The sequence below is a fragment of the Enterobacter cloacae complex sp. HYC074_NIDB genome (genome assembly GCF_056673345.1).
This window is the reverse complement of the sequence record NZ_CP114214.1, coordinates 2,713,985-2,732,532: the sequence shown is the minus strand read 5'-3', so window position 1 is coordinate 2,732,532 and position 18,548 is coordinate 2,713,985. Positions and strand designations below refer to the sequence as shown.

19 protein-coding genes and 5 pseudogenes are annotated in these 18,548 nt (G+C 48.9%); 16 read left to right on the top strand and 8 right to left on the bottom strand.

The window, feature by feature from the left end; translation table 11 throughout:
- The first annotated feature begins 29 nt into the window (after positions 1-29).
- Positions 30-581, top strand: a complete 552-nt coding sequence (locus O1724_RS13345) for a hypothetical protein (protein ID WP_022651387.1) — start codon at positions 30-32, stop codon at positions 579-581.
- 164 nt (positions 582-745) lie between these two features.
- Positions 746-1,228 carry a competence protein ComJ gene (gene comJ / locus O1724_RS13340; protein WP_126297041.1) on the top strand — a complete coding sequence of 161 codons (483 nt, stop codon included), beginning with the start codon at positions 746-748 and terminating at the stop codon, positions 1,226-1,228.
- Positions 1,229-1,260: 32 nt separating this feature from the next.
- On the opposite strand, the pseudogene O1724_RS13335 reads toward comJ (O1724_RS13340), so the two are convergent.
- A pseudogene (locus O1724_RS13335) lies at positions 1,261-1,668 on the bottom strand (DUF933 domain-containing protein); the annotation flags it as partial.
- Here O1724_RS13335 and O1724_RS13330 point away from each other — a divergent pair.
- From O1724_RS13330 to O1724_RS13320, 3 genes and pseudogenes are all read left to right on the top strand, one after another.
- A pseudogene (locus O1724_RS13330) lies at positions 1,655-1,813 on the top strand (RHS repeat domain-containing protein); the annotation flags it as partial. The pseudogenes O1724_RS13335 and O1724_RS13330 sit on opposite strands and share 14 nt — an antisense overlap.
- Before the next feature lie 153 nt (positions 1,814-1,966).
- Positions 1,967-2,755, top strand: coding sequence for a macro domain-containing protein (locus O1724_RS13325; protein ID WP_044704307.1), 789 nt, complete (start codon positions 1,967-1,969; stop codon positions 2,753-2,755).
- Between the two features lie 629 nt (positions 2,756-3,384).
- Positions 3,385-3,903, top strand: coding sequence for a hypothetical protein (locus tag O1724_RS13320; RefSeq protein ID WP_023324823.1), 519 nt, complete (start codon positions 3,385-3,387; stop codon positions 3,901-3,903).
- Between the two features lie 517 nt (positions 3,904-4,420).
- On the opposite strand, the pseudogene O1724_RS13315 reads toward O1724_RS13320, so the two are convergent.
- Positions 4,421-4,818: pseudogene (locus tag O1724_RS13315) on the bottom strand (DUF933 domain-containing protein); the annotation flags it as partial.
- Between O1724_RS13315 and O1724_RS13310 the strand changes: the two are divergent.
- The 8 genes and pseudogenes from O1724_RS13310 to O1724_RS13275 form a co-directional block, all read left to right on the top strand.
- A pseudogene (locus tag O1724_RS13310) lies at positions 4,814-5,556 on the top strand (RHS repeat domain-containing protein); the annotation flags it as partial. The pseudogenes O1724_RS13315 and O1724_RS13310 overlap by 5 nt on opposite strands.
- An 81-nt stretch (positions 5,557-5,637) precedes the next feature.
- Positions 5,638-5,997 (top strand): hypothetical protein, encoded by a 360-nt coding sequence (locus tag O1724_RS13305; RefSeq protein ID WP_072199564.1) that lies wholly within the window; start codon positions 5,638-5,640, stop codon positions 5,995-5,997.
- 5 nt (positions 5,998-6,002) lie between these two features.
- Positions 6,003-6,209, top strand: a complete 207-nt coding sequence (locus O1724_RS13300) for a hypothetical protein (protein ID WP_022648388.1) — start codon at positions 6,003-6,005, stop codon at positions 6,207-6,209.
- 444 nt (positions 6,210-6,653) lie between these two features.
- Entirely contained in the window at positions 6,654-6,941 is a 288-nt protein-coding gene (gene comJ, locus O1724_RS13295; protein WP_023314282.1) for a competence protein ComJ, read from the top strand.
- Positions 6,938-7,420, top strand: a complete 483-nt coding sequence (locus tag O1724_RS13290) for a hypothetical protein (protein ID WP_023314281.1) — start codon at positions 6,938-6,940, stop codon at positions 7,418-7,420. The genes comJ (O1724_RS13295) and O1724_RS13290 overlap by 4 nt, the downstream gene beginning before the upstream one ends.
- A 96-nt stretch (positions 7,421-7,516) precedes the next feature.
- Complete coding sequence (locus tag O1724_RS13285) at positions 7,517-7,924, top strand: hypothetical protein (RefSeq protein ID WP_223307894.1); 408 nt, start codon at positions 7,517-7,519, stop codon at positions 7,922-7,924.
- Between the two features lie 476 nt (positions 7,925-8,400).
- Positions 8,401-8,766 (top strand): hypothetical protein, encoded by a 366-nt coding sequence (locus O1724_RS13280; protein WP_003856647.1) that lies wholly within the window; start codon positions 8,401-8,403, stop codon positions 8,764-8,766.
- A 100-nt stretch (positions 8,767-8,866) separates the two neighbouring features.
- A pseudogene (locus tag O1724_RS13275) lies at positions 8,867-9,157 on the top strand (YciI family protein).
- Between the two features lie 49 nt (positions 9,158-9,206).
- Here O1724_RS13275 and ychF read toward each other — a convergent pair.
- Positions 9,207-10,301, bottom strand: coding sequence for a redox-regulated ATPase YchF (gene ychF / locus O1724_RS13270; protein WP_003856650.1), 1,095 nt, complete (start codon positions 10,299-10,301; stop codon positions 9,207-9,209).
- A 126-nt stretch (positions 10,302-10,427) separates the two neighbouring features.
- Positions 10,428-11,012 carry an aminoacyl-tRNA hydrolase gene (pth, locus tag O1724_RS13265; protein ID WP_006810922.1) on the bottom strand — a complete coding sequence of 195 codons (585 nt, stop codon included), beginning with the start codon at positions 11,010-11,012 and terminating at the stop codon, positions 10,428-10,430.
- A 274-nt stretch (positions 11,013-11,286) separates the two neighbouring features.
- Between pth and ychH the strand changes: the two genes are divergently transcribed.
- Positions 11,287-11,562, top strand: a complete 276-nt coding sequence (gene ychH, locus O1724_RS13260) for a stress-induced protein YchH (protein ID WP_003856655.1) — start codon at positions 11,287-11,289, stop codon at positions 11,560-11,562.
- A 120-nt stretch (positions 11,563-11,682) separates the two neighbouring features.
- Positions 11,683-12,741: a MerR family transcriptional regulator gene (locus O1724_RS13255; protein ID WP_022651374.1), complete on the top strand. Its 1,059-nt coding sequence runs from the start codon at positions 11,683-11,685 to the stop codon at positions 12,739-12,741.
- On the opposite strand, the gene dauA is transcribed toward O1724_RS13255, so the two are convergent.
- The 4 genes from dauA to lolB form a co-directional block, all read right to left on the bottom strand.
- Entirely contained in the window at positions 12,727-14,406 is a 1,680-nt protein-coding gene (gene dauA, locus O1724_RS13250) for a C4-dicarboxylic acid transporter DauA (protein ID WP_003856658.1), read from the bottom strand. The two genes, O1724_RS13255 and dauA, sit on opposite strands and share 15 nt — an antisense overlap.
- Positions 14,407-14,530: 124 nt before the next feature.
- Positions 14,531-15,478: a ribose-phosphate diphosphokinase gene (gene prs, locus O1724_RS13245; RefSeq protein WP_003856663.1), complete on the bottom strand. Its 948-nt coding sequence runs from the start codon at positions 15,476-15,478 to the stop codon at positions 14,531-14,533.
- Between the two features lie 125 nt (positions 15,479-15,603).
- On the bottom strand, positions 15,604-16,473 hold the full coding sequence (gene ispE, locus O1724_RS13240; RefSeq protein WP_126297042.1) for a 4-(cytidine 5'-diphospho)-2-C-methyl-D-erythritol kinase: 870 nt from the start codon (positions 16,471-16,473) through the stop codon (positions 15,604-15,606).
- Positions 16,470-17,081: a lipoprotein insertase outer membrane protein LolB gene (lolB, locus tag O1724_RS13235; protein WP_003856665.1), complete on the bottom strand. Its 612-nt coding sequence runs from the start codon at positions 17,079-17,081 to the stop codon at positions 16,470-16,472. Before lolB ends, ispE begins: the two co-directional genes overlap by 4 nt.
- Positions 17,082-17,282: 201 nt before the next feature.
- Between lolB and hemA the strand changes: the two genes are divergently transcribed.
- Positions 17,283-18,539, top strand: a complete 1,257-nt coding sequence (gene hemA / locus O1724_RS13230) for a glutamyl-tRNA reductase (protein WP_003856666.1) — start codon at positions 17,283-17,285, stop codon at positions 18,537-18,539.
- The last annotated feature ends 9 nt before the right edge of the window (positions 18,540-18,548 follow it).

Genomic DNA, 18,548 nt, shown 5'->3' with positions numbered 1-18,548 from the left:
AAAACCCTAGGTAAGCATTCTCTGGCGTCATGACATCCACTGTCGTAAGTAAAATACCCAGCGCCCGTCGCAGCGCCGCTGGGATTACTACTACCGCAATAACTTGGTGCGCGAAGAGCGGGACGATAACCCGCTCAAATGGTACCGCTGGCAGTACGACAGACAGTGCCGGGCGTCTCCTGGTTCAGGACGGCACGCTGGCCGGAGAGGAGCAGGGGGTCTGGGATGCAGCCGCTAACCCGCTCGAAGGTTCTGTTGAGAACATTACGCACAACCGCCTGGCGCAGCTGAATGATATTCGCTGGCGTTATAATACCCATGCTTGCACTGTAGAGAAGGATAACGGCCAAACCCGAGGAACCGCAACAAACCGCAGACGCAGGTCAGCTTCCGCTACGATCCGCTCGGTCGCCGCATCAGTAAAACGCGACGCCAGAAGCTGGGCGGACAGCCAACCGGCAAGCCATCACCACCCGGTGTGTCTGGGAATGACTGCCTACTGGGGGAAGCGCACGGGGATGTGCTGTTCACCTACGTCGACGAAAGTGGTCAGGACAACTACGATTTGCTGGCGCGTGTAGATAGTGTTGATGCTTCATATATCTTCTGGGTCCATTGCCAATCCAACGGCACGGCACAACTTATAACTGATATCTAAAAGCAGTAATTTTGGTGCAGGTTCGAGTATTGGTAATGTTTTTCCATAACAATCATATGGAACAAAAATAAAAGTCTAGGGAATATAATGAGTGATAAGATCATGCAAACAGTAGATCTGCTAATTTCACATAGTCAAATATTGTTACGATCCAGAGACTATGACGAAAAGCTGAGTCAGTGGGGAAAAGGTAATGTTTCTCAAGGCGCTGTTTTACATAAGGATTATGTTGTATTCGATCCATTACCAGAGGACGCATTTGGAGCAAACGTCAATATCAAAATAGATAATGCTTTTAAATTAGATCAAAATGCACAACGCTGCATTGTTGTTCCATTTTTTATTACGGATAAAAATAAGATCCAGATCGCATCTGCGACAGAGAAATTTGATGTAAGCATTAACGTAACCGGCAAGATTTATTCGCTCTTTTATGAGGTTTGTGAAGGGGACGAGATTTATTATAATTTTACTCTTGTGCCTGAAAAAGAAGCAATCCCTGCTAAGTTTTTATTAGACGACCCTTGGGGAGGGAAAAAATACAATCCTCTAAAAGAGGGTTTGTTTTAAAGTTAATAATAACTAAATCGAATGAAAAAAAATCATACGTTAAACAAGAAGTTCACCACATGAACCTCGTTAACGAAGTAATCTTTCCCTTCCGTACGCATCTTGCCTGCTTCTTTCGCGCCTTGCTCACCCTTGCAGGTGATAAAGTCTTAATACGCGATAGTCTGCGCACGAATGAAGCCCTTCTCAAAGTCGGTGTGGATCTTACCGGCCGCGTGAGGCGCAGTCGCACCGACAGGGATGATTCACGCGTTCACTTCTTTCACGCCCGCGGTGAAGTAGGTTTGCAGGCTGAGCAGCTCATAGCCCGCGCGGATCACGCGGTTCAGCCCCCGCTCGGCCATGAACTCTTTATGGTCGCCGTCGATGATTTCAGCGATATCGGATTCAACCGCGGCGTAAACCGCTACCTCTACAGAACCTTTACCGCTTGAAGACTCTGCTGAGAAGGTCACGCACAACCGTCTGACGCAGCTGAACGTCATTCGCTGGCACTACCGTTATGACGGTGAACATCACCTGACGGAGGTCATCAGCCAGCTGCGGGACCGTAACAGGCCGCGGACGCAGGTCAGCTTCCGTTACCCTCATAAATTGTGACATTCCCAACAGTCAATCAATATAGAGGTGATCCTTTGGGTTATCATCAAGCGTTACAGGTAAAATTAGATGTAACTGGCTTAGATGTAATTGAACCCCGGAAAAATACATTTTTGATCTTAAACACAAAAGATCTCGTTGTCTCTAAAAGAATTGTTAAAAGTGGGAGGAGTTGTGGTTGAGGTGAAAAAATATTATAAAGGAAGTGTTGATTTTATTGCAGGTGAAGGGACTATTCTCAATGAGTTCATAGGAGAAGTAGCCACGCGACAAATAAATATTATAGATGGAAATTATTATGCTTCTTCCTCTTTGCTAGATAAAAAAGAAAAAGTTGGCTTCCTGCTGTATGATGGTAAGAAAAGCGACCTGAACTTAAGTGACGCCGAAGAAATTTCAAATGAGGAATTTGAAGTTTTCTGGCAAACATCAACGGGTTCATTGCAAGAAAAAAAGCGAATAAAATACTTGTCTGGAGATGCTGTGGAACCTTTGAAAAAATCCACAGTTATTGCTCATATTGTGAATAATAAAGGGAAGTGGGGTAAAGGTTTTGTTCTGTCCCTTTCAAATAAATATCCTGCGGCAAAAAAAAGCTATCTTAGTTGCTTCAAAGAAAATAACTTCCCAGAATTAGGGGTGGTTGATTTTGTTATGGTTGATGCTCAGGAGAAGATATTTATTGCGAATATGTATGCGCAGGATGGTATAAAGAAAAATATCAACGACAAAAAACAATACGTATGTTATGACTCTCTGAAAGTTTGTCTTGAAAAATTATCTGACTTTGCTTTAGTTAATCGCCTTTCTATACAAATGCCAAGGATAGGAGCTGGCCTCGGTGGTGGTGATTGGAATGTTATAGAGTCCTTAATACTAAAAAATATTTGCTATAAAATGATTGATTGCAATGTAATAACTTTATAATTTTAAATAAAATTTAACCATAGATTATGGTGTTTTTGGCGGTTTCTTAGGCAAAGTTTTTTATTTAAAAGGACAAGATCTTAAGTATTATAATATCTATAACAATATACTATTGATCAAGGGAACGAGTTTCACGACAACCAAAAATACGCCGAGGCTTTAGAGCAAAACCAAAAAGCCTGGCAAGCGCTTCCTGAGCCAAAGCTCGAATGGGAACTCGCCAACTGGATCGCTGCCTGCATGTACAGCGCATGTTTTGATCTCGCGGATTATGCTGAGGAAAACAAATGGGGAAAAACGACATTACGGACACGTGGATCGGATATAGACACTGCACCCTTAATCGATCTCGGCATGGTCTGTTATGAGTTAAATCAATTCGAGGAAGCGTATAAATATTTTAACGATGCTTATAACTACAGCAAAGAGCGTGCGTTTCAGGATAGACCTAAAAAATATCTAGAGTTCTATCTGCGCAAAAGGGATAAGTTCGTTACTCTATAAAAAAATCAAACATTACGCGTGGATCCGACAACGCCAGGTAGGTCGTGTGAATTACCATCAATATGGGCAGAATGGCTTGAAGAAGTAGCGATTCCAGGCTCCGGGAATGTAAGATAGGTTACTATATGAATATCAATAAAGATGACGAACTCCTTGTGATAGTTAAGTATGAAGGAAGATTTTATTGGTTCGTTGCGTTCAAGGAAATGTGGGTCTTAGACAGAGTAAAATGGGTAGAGGATTTTGTGAAAAGTGGGGTGGAAATAAACCTACAGAATACCCATAAGGAAAGATATGACATACCAGTTGTAAATGAAGAAAACGCGCAGATATTCATTGATGGTTTAATTAACGATGGTTATTCATACGATAAGGATGACATTGCTGAGGAGTTTTATAAAAGGCTTTCGCAAAAAACAATTTGGTGGGATATATATGAACTTATGCCGGATTTATTTATAGACTTTGATAATAAAAGATTATATTCGGAATATGTTGAGAGTATGCATTATCAAGAATATGTTCCTGATGGTTGGCAAGGTGAACTTGTTGATTTTTGCAGTAATGGATCGTTACCTCAAGATGAAATGTTCTGGATAAAAAATGAAACTGATCATAGAAGCGTTTTGATCGCTAAAGGATAAAATATATTTTCGGCAAACCATTTTTAGACAATGCAATGGTCGATTCAACACGCCAATTTGTGTTTGTGTTATGCGAGACAAAGCCGTTACCAATCGTTTTGACCATCTTCAACGCTCAGGGTGAAAAACTATTTTGGTCTGCATCTCTGAAAGTGCTATTTTCTATTACTTAACATTAAACCAGTCAAAGGAAGTGGTTGTTGTATGTAATTTTACAGTAATACAAAATGGCTGGCATAATTGGTTTTATTCTTGGGATATGAAGCGTAACGCGTTGTCTAGATCAGGACCTTCGTACTAAATTCACATTTAACATTAAAATTACAGCGACAAGAGTGCCTGAAACTGGCGTACGCAAAGGGGGTATACCTGCTAAAGGTGAGAGACTTGCCTGACCAGCAGAGCGTTTACACCAGCACCCTTTTCAGACGTTAAAATTTGCGACTGCCGACATCATTCTCTTTACCATGTAAAAAAAATCCACGCCCAAGCGGGGATTTTTCCCATTAAAAACAACTCAAAGGTTAAACAAGAAGTTCATCACATCGCCATCTTTAATGATGTAATCTTTGCCTTCCGCACGCATCTTGCCTGTTTCTTTCGCGCCTTGCTCTCCCTTGTAGGTGATAAAGTCTTCAAACACGATAGTCTGTGTACGAATAAAGCCTTTCACGAAATCGGTGTGGATTTTATCGGCCGCCTGAGGCGCAGTCGCACCCACAGGGATGGTCCACGCACTTCTTTTACGCCCGCGGCGAAGTAGGTTTGCAGGCTGAGCATCTCATGGCCCGCGCGGATCACGCGGTTCAGACCCTGCTCGGCCATGAAATCTTCACGATCGGCGTCGTTCATTTCAGCGATATCGGATTCAACCGCGTTCCAAAACGCTACCACTACAGAACCTTTATCGCTTGAAGAGTCTGCTGAGAAGGTCACGCACAACCGCCTGACGCAGCTGAACGGCATTCGCTGGCGCTATGACATCCACGGCCGCACCGTGGAGAAGGATAACGGCCAGACCCGCTGGCACTACCGCTACGACAGCGAGCATCGCCTGACGGAGGTCATCAGCCAGCCGCGGAATCGCAACAGGCCGCAGACGCAGGCCAGCTTACGCTATGACCCGCTCGGGCGACGCATCAGCAAAACGCGTCGCCAGATGGTGGGCGGACAGCCAACCGGTAACCCAGTCACCACCTGGTTTGTCTGGGAAGGGTTCCGGCTGTTGCAGGAAGTGCACGGGGATGTGCCGCTGACCTACGTCTACAGCGATCAGGACAGCTACGACCCGCTGGCGCGTATCGACGGCGTTGATGCCTCGGAAATCTTCTGGTTCCACTGCCAGCCCAACGGCACGCCGGAGCGGATGACGGATAGCGAAGGGCAGGTGCGCTGGGAAGGGGTGAACAGCGCCTGGGGCAAACTGCTGCGGGAAAGCGAGACGCAGGTATCAGGATATTCCCAGAACCTGCGTATGCAGGGGCAACACCTGGATCGTGAGACAGGGCTGCATACAATCTGTTCCGGTATTACGACCCGGACTGCGGGCGGTTTACGCAGCAGGACCCGATAGGGCTGGCGGGGGGGATAAACCTTTACCAGTATGCGCCGAACGCGCTGGGGTGGGTGGATCCGTGGGGGTTGAGCCGCGAGTGTAGCGGTAAAACAAAACCTGATTTCTATGTTGGTCCAAATGGCCCTAGTTCGACTATGCCTTCTACAGCATATCGTTATATGGATAGCAAATATGCTCCACAGACAATAGAAAATAAATCAGCCCCGTTAAGTTATTTTGGGTATACGAAATATAAATCTGCACATGAAGCCAGGGACGCCTATCAAATTTTTTATGAGAAAGGTAATCCTGATTCATGGAGTGATGCACGTTTATTAGGTGAGTTTGATACATTACAACTGTATAAAAATGGAGTGCCTCAGGTGCAAGTACCTCTTGCCAATGGTGGTCGAGGGCCTGGATATGAGCTTTTCACCAGTGCATATCCTGAGTATGGTAAAGGTGGGGCATTACAGTTGCTACCAATCGAACGTAATTACCCTGTTATTTTTGAACGTGTTACTATAATTCCGGAGTAAAAGCGATGACAGATGAAGAGTTACGAAAGAATCTTGTTTTTTTAATAAAAAAATATGTTCCGGAAAGTCAACAAAAAGCATTTTATGATGATATATCAAAGTCTACTGTGCCAGTGAAAGGTATTTTAGCTGACTTTAATAAAATCAAAACCAGAACTGTTGATGAAGTTGATGGAGATTTAATACGGGATATTTACTTTTATTTTTGTTGACAGATAATTACGTGGGGGATTTATTTTTCCGTTCGTTTTTTATATTTTTTTGGTTGGGAATGGCTCGGTAAAGAGATGAAAATTATCTTTACCGGCAATCAAAATATCAGCAATGGCGTTTAGGAAATTATTAGTTACGCTGATCTCACAGAAAAAAATAATTGAAAATATTTAATTATGCTGGTGATTTGTATAATGGAGAGGACTAAATCAGGCGGTTAGTTGTTGCCGAATATCCTAATTAAACTATAATGGGGGTTTCAGGGTTTGCGCTTGTTACTAACATGCTGCTCAAAGTTTGAGCAGCAGGGGAAGGGTGCTTCCCCTATCAGTTTTCATATTACAGCTAATCATTAACCCCTTAAAGAATTTCACAAGCATTTTATTTTTAATGGACTGACCCCACATTATCGGTAGAACGATAATAAAAATCGAGGTAATGTAATGAATGATAAAAAAATACAAATAGTTGAGCTACTGATTTCACATAGTCAAATGTTGTTACGATCCAGAGACTATGACGAAAAGCTGAATTACTGGGGAAAAGGCAATGTTTCTCAAGGTGCTGTTCTTCACAAAGATTATGTTATATTCGACCCATTACCAGAGGACGCATTTGGAGCCAACGTCAATATCAAAATAGATAATTCTTTTATATTAGATGAAACTGCTCAACGCTGCATTGTAGTGCCATTTTTTATTACAAATAAAAATAAGCTTCAGGTCGCATGATTGAATTTAAATTCAACCCGATTACCGGTGAGCTAAACCTTGATGGTCTTCCTTTAAAAATAGATACTGAAGAAGGCTTTTGTAAGTGTGATTTATACCACGAATTAGTAAAACGCAAAGCTGTAAATAAAAATATGTCGAATCACTACCTTGTTGACTCAGTAATGTTTTTCGATAAAGAATTTCAAGTTACTATACGCCCGGTGTGCTATGGTTTTCATTTTATGCTTCATCTTGTTGATAAAAATAGTCAATACTATAAATCATTAAATGATTGGAATGCACGAACTAATGTTCACATGCTAAATGAATCAGTGAAAAGCCTGTCTGATTGGCTGAAAGAATCACTGAACCTGGACACGCCTGATACCACGGAAACAGACATCATTAGGTGGAACTTTGAGTGGGGGCGGGTTTCAGTCTCATATGAGACAAAGTCATTTAATCATGGGGTATATATAGTTTGGAATATAAAGTAGTCACTTCCAAAAAAGGTGGTTTAGATATGTTAGAAATGAAACTTGATGTTCATACTGGATTTGTAGAAATTAACAACTACCCCATCGAATTAAAAGATGTTGATACTTTTAAAAATTCCGCATTTTACAAGTTTTTTCTCGCCATTGACTACAGTAGGTCCTTTTTATTTCGCTATCGATAATGTTAAATGGAAAGATCAAGTTTTCATTTTGGAACTGAGGCCTTCAGCATTTTCTTTTTCTCCATCATTATTCCTTACTAGTAAGGATGGAAGTTTTTATAAAACGTTAGAGGATTGGGATAAAAGGGCTAGTCTGAGTAATTTATCGGATGAGCAGCAGCGTTTGACAGTATGGGTTGAGAATGAAATAACATCAAAGCCTAATCTTAAAATTAACAATCCCCCATATGGATTTCAATGGAGGCATGAATGGGGAAATATTGTTGTACAGTCTAATGAAAAAAGCTTCGATTGTGGTGTTTATATAGAATGGAATGTTTGACTAAATGATGTTAATGATTAATAAAATCCTCCATTTCTTATAGCCTTACTTTTTTATTGATAAACTTAAAATTTAAATAATGAAACTTACTAATCGACTGAAAAAGAAGTTATTAGTCCTTGATGGCATTGACAATGATTTCATAGAGTATGGAAAGGAAATAACATGCCCTGAATGCGAGGGGGTAATAGTCTACTCTATCGTAAACTCATATGAGTTTGACACGCTCACAGAAGAGGTAAAATGCTTTTTGGTTAAGAAAATGAGAGGTGTGAAGCTAGATAGTGAACATAAGAAATATAGCTATGATGAAAGCCAATTAGATGTTTCGAAAAACACATGTTCAAAGTGTTTAAAAGAGTTTTCCGCTATATTAACGTATAAAGAAGTGCAGCCAGCCCGATACCGGGTATATCTTGTGGGGCTTTTTGAAGGTGATTTGAAGCAGATCAAACTTTAAACGTTGAGGTTTACCAATGATTGAAAATCTCATTTGTATTAAAGAAAAAGACCTGCTTCAATGGGCATGTGGTGAAAGTAACATACTGGTTAGTGTGCCATTTTTAAGCTATGCATTGGTCGACTTAACACGCCAGTTAGTCTTTGTGTTAAGCGAGCCTAAGCCATTACCAACCGTTTTGACCATCTTCAATGTGCAGGGCGAAAAACTATTTTGGTCTGCCCCTCCTGAAGGTGCGACTTTCTATTACTTAACATTCAACCTGTCAAAGGAAGTGATCGTTGTCTGTAGCTATCCAGCAAAAAAAAATGGCTGGCATGATTGGTTTTATTCCTGGGATATGAAGCGTAACGTGTTGTCTCAATCGGGCCCTGCGTATTAAGTTCAAAAGCGCCAAAAAAATGATAACTATAACCGGTGGCAAAAAAGGAACTGTATCAGCAGTTATATCAAGCAGTTTAAAAAAGGCTACGAGGAAAAAGATGACTACGGTTTACATTGTCATATTGACGTATATAAACCCCTTGAGGAGGTTGACCCAACGATACCTTCTCATGTTGAGTGACTAAAAAAGGGTATTCAGAGGGGATATTTCTGACTTCCGGAAGACGGATCCCAAGAACTGGTGGGGTCATTCTCGCTAAATCTGAGAGTCCTGCATCTCTTAAAGAGCGCTAGCGCGAGGGCTCTTTTCAGGCGTTAGGCTTGTGTCTGCCGAAATCATTCCCTTAGATTCCAGCATGAAAACTGATCTCTTAGACAATGTGTTTTAACCTCACAATAAAAAAATCCACGCCAAAGCGTGGATTTTTTTCATTCAAATCAAACGTTAAACAAGAAGTTCATCACGTCGCCATCTTTAACGATGTAATCTTTCCCTTCCGCACGCATCTTGCCTGCTTCTTTCGCGCCTTGCTCACCCTTGTAGGTGATGAAGTCTTCAAACGCGATAGTCTGCGCACGAATGAAGCCTTTCTCGAAGTCGGTGTGGATCTTACCAGCCGCCTGAGGCGCGGTCGCACCCACAGGGATGGTCCACGCACGCACTTCTTTTACGCCAGCGGTGAAGTAGGTTTGCAGGTTCAGCAGCTCATAGCCCGCGCGGATCACGCGGTTCAGGCCCGGCTCTTCCAGACCCAGCTCGGCCATGAACTCTTCACGATCGGCGTCGTCCAGCTCTGCAATATCAGATTCAACGGCAGCGCAAACCGCAACCACTACAGAACCTTCAGCCGCAGCGATTTCACGCACTTTGTCCAGATACGGATTGTTCTCGAAACCGTCTTCGTTAACGTTGGCGATGTACATGGTTGGCTTCAGGGTCAGGAAGCTCAGGTATTTGATCGCCGCTTTGTCTTCGTCAGTCAGGTTTTTCAGCGCGCGCAGCATGCCCGCGTTTTCCAGCTGTGGCAGACATTTTTCCAGCGCAGCCAGTTCCGCTTTCGCGTCTTTGTCGCCGCCTTTGGCTTTCTTCTGCACGCGGTGAATTGCGCGCTCGCAGGTGTCGAGGTCAGAGAGCGCCAGCTCGGTGTTGATGACGTCGATGTCGTCAGCCGGATCCACTTTGTTGTTAACGTGGATAATGTTGTCGTTCTCGAAGCAGCGCACAACGTGGCCGATCGCTTCGGTTTCACGGATGTTGGTAAGGAACTGGTTGCCCAGGCCTTCACCTTTGGATGCGCCTTTTACCAGACCCGCGATGTCCACGAACTCCATGGTGGTGGGCAGAATGCGCTGCGGCTTCACGATTTCCGCGAGCTGGTCCAGACGCGGATCGGGCATAGGCACAACGCCGGTGTTCGGCTCGATGGTACAGAACGGGAAGTTCGCCGCTTCAATACCTGCTTTGGTGAGCGCGTTGAACAGGGTGGATTTGCCCACGTTTGGCAGACCGACGATACCGCATTTGAATCCCATTTCTAAATCACCTTAATATCTTGATAATCAATCCGTTAACGATAACCGATTGAAGAAAAGTAAATAACTACGCCTATTATACACGTAACCCGCGCGACGCGCGGTAAAAAAGCCCCGGGGCGCCGATTATTGCGCTTTGAAAGCGTGCAGTCGATTGGTGGCTTTTGTCAGGCCATCCTGAAGCCAAATCTCGGTGCAGCGGGCCGCTTCGTCCACCGCTTCGTCAATCAACTTCTGCTCAGAAACCGGTGGTTTACCCAGTACGAAACCAACAACTTTGTTTTTATCGCCCGGATGGCCGATTCCCACGCGCAAACGGTGGAAATTAGGGTTATTACCCAGTTTGCTGATGATGTCTTTCAGACCATTGTGGCCGCCATGACCGCCGCCCAGTTTGAATTTCGCCACGCCTGGCGGCAGGTCCAGTTCGTCGTGGGCCACCAGGATCTCATCCGGATTGATGCGATAAAACGTTGCCATGGCCGCCACGGCTTTGCCGCTCAGGTTCATAAAGGTGGTTGGCACCAGCAACCGCACGTCAGCACCCGCAAGATTGATGCGTGAGGTATACCCGTAAAACTTGGGTTCTTCACGCAGGGGAGCGCGCAAACGCTCCGCCAGCAGATCAACATACCAGGCACCGGCGTTATGGCGGGTAGCAGCATACTCTGCGCCCGGATTGGCGAGGCCGACAATCAGTTTAATCGTCACGATTTACTTCCTAATGGGTTCCAGATCTGGCGCGTAGTTTACTGTCTGGCGCGCCGCTTGACAAAGTTCTGCCTGCTGTACACCGAAATGCGAATAATTTCTTCTTTGAACAATTAGAATTTCAAGCTGTTCAATGTCTTATTTGTAAATTTTTGTCCGGGAGTTATCAGTAAATGTGATCATTCACGCAACTCATATAAGAGGCGTTGTCTATACTTTACACACAAGGAGAAGGGGCTTTTCCCCTGACAACCCAAAGTTCCGGAGGTGACATATGAAACGCAAAAACGCTTCAATGCTCGGTAACGTGCTAATGGGGTTGGGACTGTTCGTGATGGTCGCCGGTGTCGGTTATTCAATCTTAAACCAATTACCGCAGCTTGACCTCCCACAATACTTTGCGCATGGCGCGGTGCTGAGTATCTTCCTCGGTGCGGTACTGTGGCTCGCCGGGGCGCGCGTGAGCGGACATGAGGAAGTCTGCGATAAATACTGGTGGGTGCGTCATTACGATAAACGATGCCGCCGCGACCAGCGCAAGCATAGCTAGTGCCCCATAAAGAACACCGAAACGACTTCATCTGAAGTCGTTTTTTTTTGCATGACGCATTGACCCTCACGTAACGTAAGGCTTCAGAGTAACGACACTGGCAGAACAAAAGGAGCCGTTATGTTGATACAGGTGGGAGAACTGGCGAAACGTGCCGGGATCACCGTGCGGACTTTGCATCACTACGAGCAAACAGGGCTGTTGTTACCTTCTGCCAGAAGCGCGGCAGGCTACCGGCTTTATAACCTGGCGGATGTGCAGCGTCTGCATATGATCCAGACGCTGGCAAAAGCCGGGCTGGAGCTTGCCGAAATCAGGGATTTTCTGAAACAGCGTTCGCTGTCATTAGCCGAATTACTCGACGGGCAAATCACTCTGCTGGACAAGCAACTGCGTAGTATCCATACGCTGCGCAACCGGCTGGTGGAATTGCGTACCGGGCTGACCGACGATGCGACGCCGGATCTGGAATCCTGGCTACAGACTCTGGAGTTAATGAATATGTACGATCGCTGGTTTAGCAAAGAAGAGTTGCAGCAACTGCCGTTTGCGGTAGAGAAAGAGGCGCTGGCGGATATCTGGTCGGGGCTGGTGAGGGAGGTTAAACACTTGCTGGAACAGAACGTCAGCGTCACGGACGCGCGGGCGACCGATTTGGCTTCACGGTGGATGGAACGCCTGGAGCAGGATACCGCAGGCAAACCGGAATTTTTGACCCGCCTGAACGAGATGCACAGCGTGGAGCCGCAGATGCAGGAGCAAACCGGCATTACGCCGGAGATAACTGATTACATCACGCGGGCGTTTGCCGAATCAAAGCTCAGCATCTGGGAGAAATATCTCACTGCCGAAGAGATGGCCTTTACCCGGGCGCACTACTTTGACCGGATGATGGAGTGGCCGCCGCTGGTGGCGAAGCTGCATCAGGCGCAGCGAGATAATCTCAGTCCCGCTTCTGACGATGCGCAAAAGCTGGCAGAAAAGTGGCTGGTTTTATTCCAGTCCTATGCGGGAACAAACCCGCAGACCCAGCAAAAATTTCGCCTCGCCATGCAGCAGGAGCCGCATCTGATGAAAGGCACGTGGATGACGCCTGCCGTGCTTGAATGGCTCCAGCAGGCGATCGGGGTGATGATGCAAAGACGCGTCTCTGCATCAGATGACTCACAGATCCGCTAATGCAGCTTCACGGTTAGGGTAGAAGGACAATCGGCCAGGGATCGGCTGCACGCCTGCGCGCGCCATGGTGCGCAGGGGCTGGAATTCGAGGTTACTTATCCGCAGCTCGCAGCCTTCCGGCAGGCGGGCAACAAAGCGCTGGAAGGCATCCAGACCGCCGGCATCCAGCACCGGGACGGCATCCCACTTCAGCACCACAATCCGTTTGCCCGCGATGCGGGATTCCAGATCGCTGAACAAACCTTCCGCTGCGGCGAAGAACAGCGGACCAATCACGCGCAGCACCAGCACATCGTCAGGCACCTCAACGTTAACCGGGGAGAGACGCGTCATCTGCGCGATGCGGCGCATAAACAGCAGCGAGGCCAGCACTATGCCGACGCTGATAGCGATAACCATATCGAACAGCACGGTCAGCGACATGCAGATCAGCATCACGATAATGTCGTCTTTCGGCGCGCGGCGCAGCAGGTTAACCACCTTATGCGCCTCACTCATGTTCCAGGCCACCATCAGCAGCAACGCAGCCATGGCAGAGAGCGGAAGCCATGAAAGCAGCGGGGCAAGGATCAGCAGCGCCATGATCACCAGCAGGGAGTGAATGACCGCCGAAACCGGTGATGTCGCGCCCGCACGTACGTTCGCGGCGGAACGGGCAATCGCAGCCGTAGCCGTAATACCGCCGAAGAACGGTGCAACGATGTTCCCTAAGCCCTGGCCGACCAGCTCGCTATTGGCTTTATGCTTAGTGCCGGTCATGCCGTCGAGCACAACGGCGCACAGTAGAGATTCAATCGCGCCCAGCATTGCCATGGAGAATGCAGCGGGCAGCAGAGCGCGAAGGGAATCCCAGCTCAGGGTGAAGCTGGAGCCCGGCATGTCCCACGGCAGAACCAGCTGCGGCAGCAGCTGCGGAATGCCGCTGCCCTGTGAGCCGTCCGCCAGAACATAGTGGAACTGGGAGCCAATGGTGGCGACCTGTCCACCGAGCAGGTTGACGACGCCCATCACCGCGCAGCCCAGCAGCAGAGCGGGCAGATGCCCCGGGAGACGAATGCCTAAGCGAGGCCAGACGATAAGTGTGCCGAGGGTAACGATGCCAATGGCCGCATCGCCCAGGTTGGCCGTCGGCAACGCCATAAACAGCGCGCCCACTTTCTGTAAATAGTGCTCCGGAACATGGGCCATTTGCAGGCCGAGGAAATCCTTGATCTGCATGGTCCCGATGGTAATCCCTATCCCCGAGGTGAACCCCAGCGTTACGGAAAGGGGAATATATTCAATCAGGCGACCAAAGCGGGCCAGACCAAACAGAATTAAAAAGATGCCGGACATCAGGGTGGCAACCAGCAGGCCTGCCAGACCAAACTGTTGGGAAACCGGGTAGAGGATCACCACAAAGGCGGCCGTCGGGCCGGAGACGCTGAAGCGGGACCCGCCCGTCAGCGCAATCACAATCCCCGCAACGGCCGAGGTGTACAGCCCGTACTGCGGCGCGACGCCGCTACCAATCGCCAGCGCCATCGCCAGCGGGATGGCAATAATCCCGACGGTGATCCCGGCTATCAGGTCACGAACAAAGCGTGACGACGTGTATTTCTCTTTCCAGCAGGCGTCGATGAGGGCGCGAAAGGGCAGAACATGTGAGGAGGTTACTTTTTTCACAATTATCTATCATCCGTGTGCGCATCATCTGTCATATGAATGGCAGGTGAAGGAGGCATAAGTCATACAAATAAATACTATAAACAAAAAAACCCGCCGTAGCGGGTTTTTTGGCCGTGTTCGATCAGTGTTCGAACATTGCAGAGATGGATTCTTCGTTGCTGATACGACGAATCGCTTCGGCCAGCATCCCGGACAGAGTCAACGTACGCACGTTTGGCAGCGCTTTGATCTCGTCACTCAGTGGGATGGTATCGCACACCACAACTTCATCAATGACGGAGTTACGGAGGTTGTTTACCGCATTGCCGGAGAAGATCGGGTGAGTGGCGTAAGCGAATACGCGTTTCGCACCACGCTCTTTCAGCGCTTCAGCGGCTTTACACAGTGTACCGCCGGTATCGATCATGTCGTCCACCAACACGCAGTCACGGCCAGCCACGTCACCGATGATGTGCATCACCTGAGAAACGTTAGCGCGCGGACGGCGTTTGTCGATGATCGCCATGTCGGTATCGTTCAGCAGCTTCGCGATAGCACGCGCACGTACCACGCCGCCGATGTCCGGAGAAACCACAATCGGGTTGTCCAGATTCAGTTGCAGCATGTCTTCCAGCAGGATTGGGCTGCCGAATACGTTATCAACCGGCACGTCGAAGAAGCCCTGGATCTGCTCTGCGTGCAGGTCAACCGTCAGTACGCGGTCAACGCCGACGCTGGACAGGAAGTCAGCGACAACTTTAGCGGTGATTGGCACACGCGCGGAACGGACGCGACGGTCCTGACGTGCATAGCCAAAGTAAGGAATAACAGCAGTGATACGGCCAGCAGAAGCACGACGCAGCGCGTCGACCATAACAACCAATTCCATCAGGTTGTCATTCGTTGGAGCACAGGTGGACTGGATGATGAAAATATCACCACCGCGTACATTTTCATTAATTTGTACGCTGACTTCGCCGTCGCTAAAGCGACCTACAGCGGCGTCGCCGAGGGAAGTGTACAGGCGGTTGGCAATACGTTGTGCTAGTTCCGGGGTGGCGTTACCAGCAAAAAGCTTCATATCAGGCACGAGAAGAACCTCAGGCATGCGTCCAGTGGTGGATAGCGTTCGCCGCAAACTGCGGGGCCTAAGCAAACGCTATCCAGGCGGTGTATTAAAGAGCGCGATGCAACGTCTGGAACAGGGTGACGTTGTCACCGAAACTCAGTCTGCGCCAGAATGGCCTGCTGTAGGGGGGAGATGTTCATCCCGCGCGCTACAAAACCATGCAGCCAAACCGGCGCTTGCTCAAGCACCTGACGGGCGGCGGTTTCGGTGTCAAATTCAGCAAAGACACAGGCCCCTGTACCGGTCAGGCGCGACGGCGCGTATTCTAACAGCCAGGAAAGCACCGCATCAACCTCGCGAAAACGTTTTCTTGCGATATCCTCGCAATCGTTGCTGAATTCACAATTTAATAACGTTTTTATTGACCGTACCGGGGTATTTCTTTTCAGGTCAGGATCTTTAAAGATGACCGGGGTAGGAATGCTCACGCCAGGGTGAACGATCAGATACCATTTTTCCGGCGGATCGACCGGCGTGAGGATTTCACCGACACCTTCAGCGAACGCCGCGTGGCCGCGCACAAACACCGGTACATCGGCGCCCAGCGTCAATCCTAACGCTGCCAGTTCGTCCGTCGTCAGACCGCAGTCCCAGAGGTGGTTAAGCGCCACCAGTACGGTCGCGGCGTTCGATGAACCGCCACCAAGACCGCCGCCCATTGGCAGGCGTTTGTCGATACGGATATCCGCACCGCTTCCCGCTGGCAGACGACCCGACGACGACGCCGTTTTCATCAGAAAGCGAGCAGCGCGCACGATCAGGTTATCCTCATGCGCCACGCCGTCGACCGGCGTCAGCAGGTGAATCTGCCCGTCCTGACGCGGTTCGATGGAGATCGTGTCGCCGTAATCGACAAACTGAAACAGCGTTTGCAGGGTGTGATAGCCGTCAGCGCGCTGTCCGGTAATGTAGAGAAACAGGTTCAGTTTTGCGGGAGAGGGCCAGTGGGTCATCATTTAACGATCCAGTTGTCCATTTTCAGCTTGATACGCTGGCTACCCTGCGTCAGCTCCATATTGGACGGCAGCGACGGTTGAGTCTTGCTGTCATACGCGCTGTACACCACTTTCCAGGTTTTACCGCCCTGAGTGTAATTTACCTGGCTCAGACGGTATTGATCGTCGAGCGTGTAGTCGGTTGCGTCACCCGGCAGGCCAAGGATCCACTGGCGCAGACTATTGAGCGGAATCGGCATCCCGGTCAGCTTGCCAATCATCTCTTCGGCGTCGGTTGCCGTGTAGTGCTGGCCTTTGTTATCGGTAATCTGCGCTTCGCCAGGCTTCGCGTTCAGCTCCAGTTCGGTGCTGCCCAGCGGGTTCAGCAGCAGCAGGCGATAGTTGTCCTGACCCGTTTGCTGCCAGAAGAAGCGAGCGTAAACTTTTTGCTCGTCAGAGAGATAAGCAAATGCACCGCGGGTCTGATACTGGCTTAATTTCAGCACGTCCTGCTGGTGCTGGCGCCACTGCGGTGAGTCAGGGCTTTTGCCCGGGCCTTTCGGCTGATGAACGGAACAGGCGGTCAGAACCAGGGCCGCCAGAGGCAACAGGCGAATCATTCGGGTCATAATGATGACAAATCCTTGAGATACGTTGCAGTTATAACTGTTAATGCTAGCGTTGAAGGGTGCCACCGTCTACGTTCAAATTATCTCAAAGCGTGGCGTAAGCTATTACTCCGAAAGGGGGCAGTCTCTTTTATTGATCTCGCGCATCCTGTATGATGCGTCCTGCTAACCTTATTAACGCTGGTACTACTCCCGCTCAACATGACCCTATTAGCACTCGGTATTAACCACAAAACGGCCCCGGTTTCACTGCGAGAACGCGTTACGTTTTCGCCGGATACGCTCGACCTGGCGCTGGACAGCCTGCTTGCACAGCCGATGGTGCAGGGTGGCGTGGTGCTGTCGACGTGCAACCGTACCGAGCTCTATTTAAGCGTGGAGGAGCAGGACAACCTTCACGAGGCGCTGATCCGCTGGCTATGTGACTACCACAACCTCAACGAAGAAGAGCTGCGCAACAGCCTGTACTGGCATCAGGATAACGATGCGGTCAGCCATCTGATGCGCGTGGCCAGCGGTCTGGATTCGCTGGTGCTGGGCGAGCCGCAGATCCTCGGCCAGGTGAAAAAAGCCTTCGCGGATTCCCAGAAAGGGCATCTGAAAGCCAGCGAACTGGAACGAATGTTCCAGAAGTCATTCTCCGTGGCGAAGCGTGTGCGAACCGAAACCGACATTGGCGCCAGTGCGGTTTCGGTTGCTTTCGCGGCCTGTACCCTTGCCCGTCAAATCTTCGAATCGCTGTCGACCGTCACCGTACTGCTGGTGGGGGCGGGCGAAACCATCGAGCTGGTGGCGCGCCATCTTCGCGAACACAAGGTGAAGAAGATGATCATCGCCAACCGCACCCGCGAACGTGCACAGGTGCTGGCAGATGAAGTGGGCGCTGAGGTGATTGCGTTGAGCGACATCGATGAACGTCTGAAAGAGGCGGACATTATTATCAGCTCTACCGCAAGCCCGCTGCCGATTATCGGGAAAGGGATGGTCGAGCGTGCGCTGAAATCCCGCCGCAATCAGCCGATGCTGCTGGTGGATATCGCCGTTCCGCGTGATGTCGAACCGGAAGTGGGCAAACTGGCGAACGCCTACCTGTACAGCGTGGATGACCTGCAAAGCATCATTTCGCACAACCTTGCCCAGCGTAAGGCGGCGGCTGTGCAGGCGGAAACCATCGTTGAACAGGAAACCAGCGAATTTATGGCCTGGCTGCGCGCGCAAAGCGTCAGCGAGACCATCCGCGAATACCGCGGTCAGGCGGAGCAGGTGCGTGATGACCTGACGGCCAAAGCGTTAGCGGCCCTTGAACAGGGCGGCGACGCGCAGGCGATTATGCAGGATCTGGCCTGGAAACTGACCAACCGCCTGATCCATGCCCCAACCAAATCTCTTCAGCAGGCTGCCCGTGACGGGGACGATGAACGCCTGACAATTCTGCGCAACAGCCTCGGGCTGGAATAGCGCCCTATA

Bases quoted from the DNA above. Each gene is read 5' to 3' on its own strand.
- comJ (WP_023314282.1), top strand. From the start codon at position 6,654: ATGAATGATAAAAAAATACAAATAGTTGAGCTACTGATTTCACATAGT.
- ychH (WP_003856655.1), top strand. From the start codon at position 11,287: ATGAAACGCAAAAACGCTTCAATGCTCGGTAACGTGCTAATGGGGTTG.
- ispE (WP_126297042.1), bottom strand. From the start codon at position 16,473: ATGATGACCCACTGGCCCTCTCCCGCAAAACTGAACCTGTTTCTCTAC.
- hemA (WP_003856666.1), top strand. From the start codon at position 17,283: ATGACCCTATTAGCACTCGGTATTAACCACAAAACGGCCCCGGTTTCA.
- lolB (WP_003856665.1), bottom strand. From the start codon at position 17,081: ATGACCCGAATGATTCGCCTGTTGCCTCTGGCGGCCCTGGTTCTGACC.
- O1724_RS13255 (WP_022651374.1), top strand. From the start codon at position 11,683: ATGTTGATACAGGTGGGAGAACTGGCGAAACGTGCCGGGATCACCGTG.
- O1724_RS13305 (WP_072199564.1), top strand. From the start codon at position 5,638: ATGGATAGCAAATATGCTCCACAGACAATAGAAAATAAATCAGCCCCG.
- O1724_RS13290 (WP_023314281.1), top strand. From the start codon at position 6,938: ATGATTGAATTTAAATTCAACCCGATTACCGGTGAGCTAAACCTTGAT.
- O1724_RS13320 (WP_023324823.1), top strand. From the start codon at position 3,385: ATGAATATCAATAAAGATGACGAACTCCTTGTGATAGTTAAGTATGAA.
- O1724_RS13300 (WP_022648388.1), top strand. From the start codon at position 6,003: ATGACAGATGAAGAGTTACGAAAGAATCTTGTTTTTTTAATAAAAAAA.
- O1724_RS13285 (WP_223307894.1), top strand. From the start codon at position 7,517: ATGTTGATACTTTTAAAAATTCCGCATTTTACAAGTTTTTTCTCGCCA.
- O1724_RS13345 (WP_022651387.1), top strand. From the start codon at position 30: ATGACATCCACTGTCGTAAGTAAAATACCCAGCGCCCGTCGCAGCGCC.
- comJ (WP_126297041.1), top strand. From the start codon at position 746: ATGAGTGATAAGATCATGCAAACAGTAGATCTGCTAATTTCACATAGT.
- O1724_RS13280 (WP_003856647.1), top strand. From the start codon at position 8,401: ATGATTGAAAATCTCATTTGTATTAAAGAAAAAGACCTGCTTCAATGG.
- ychF (WP_003856650.1), bottom strand. From the start codon at position 10,301: ATGGGATTCAAATGCGGTATCGTCGGTCTGCCAAACGTGGGCAAATCC.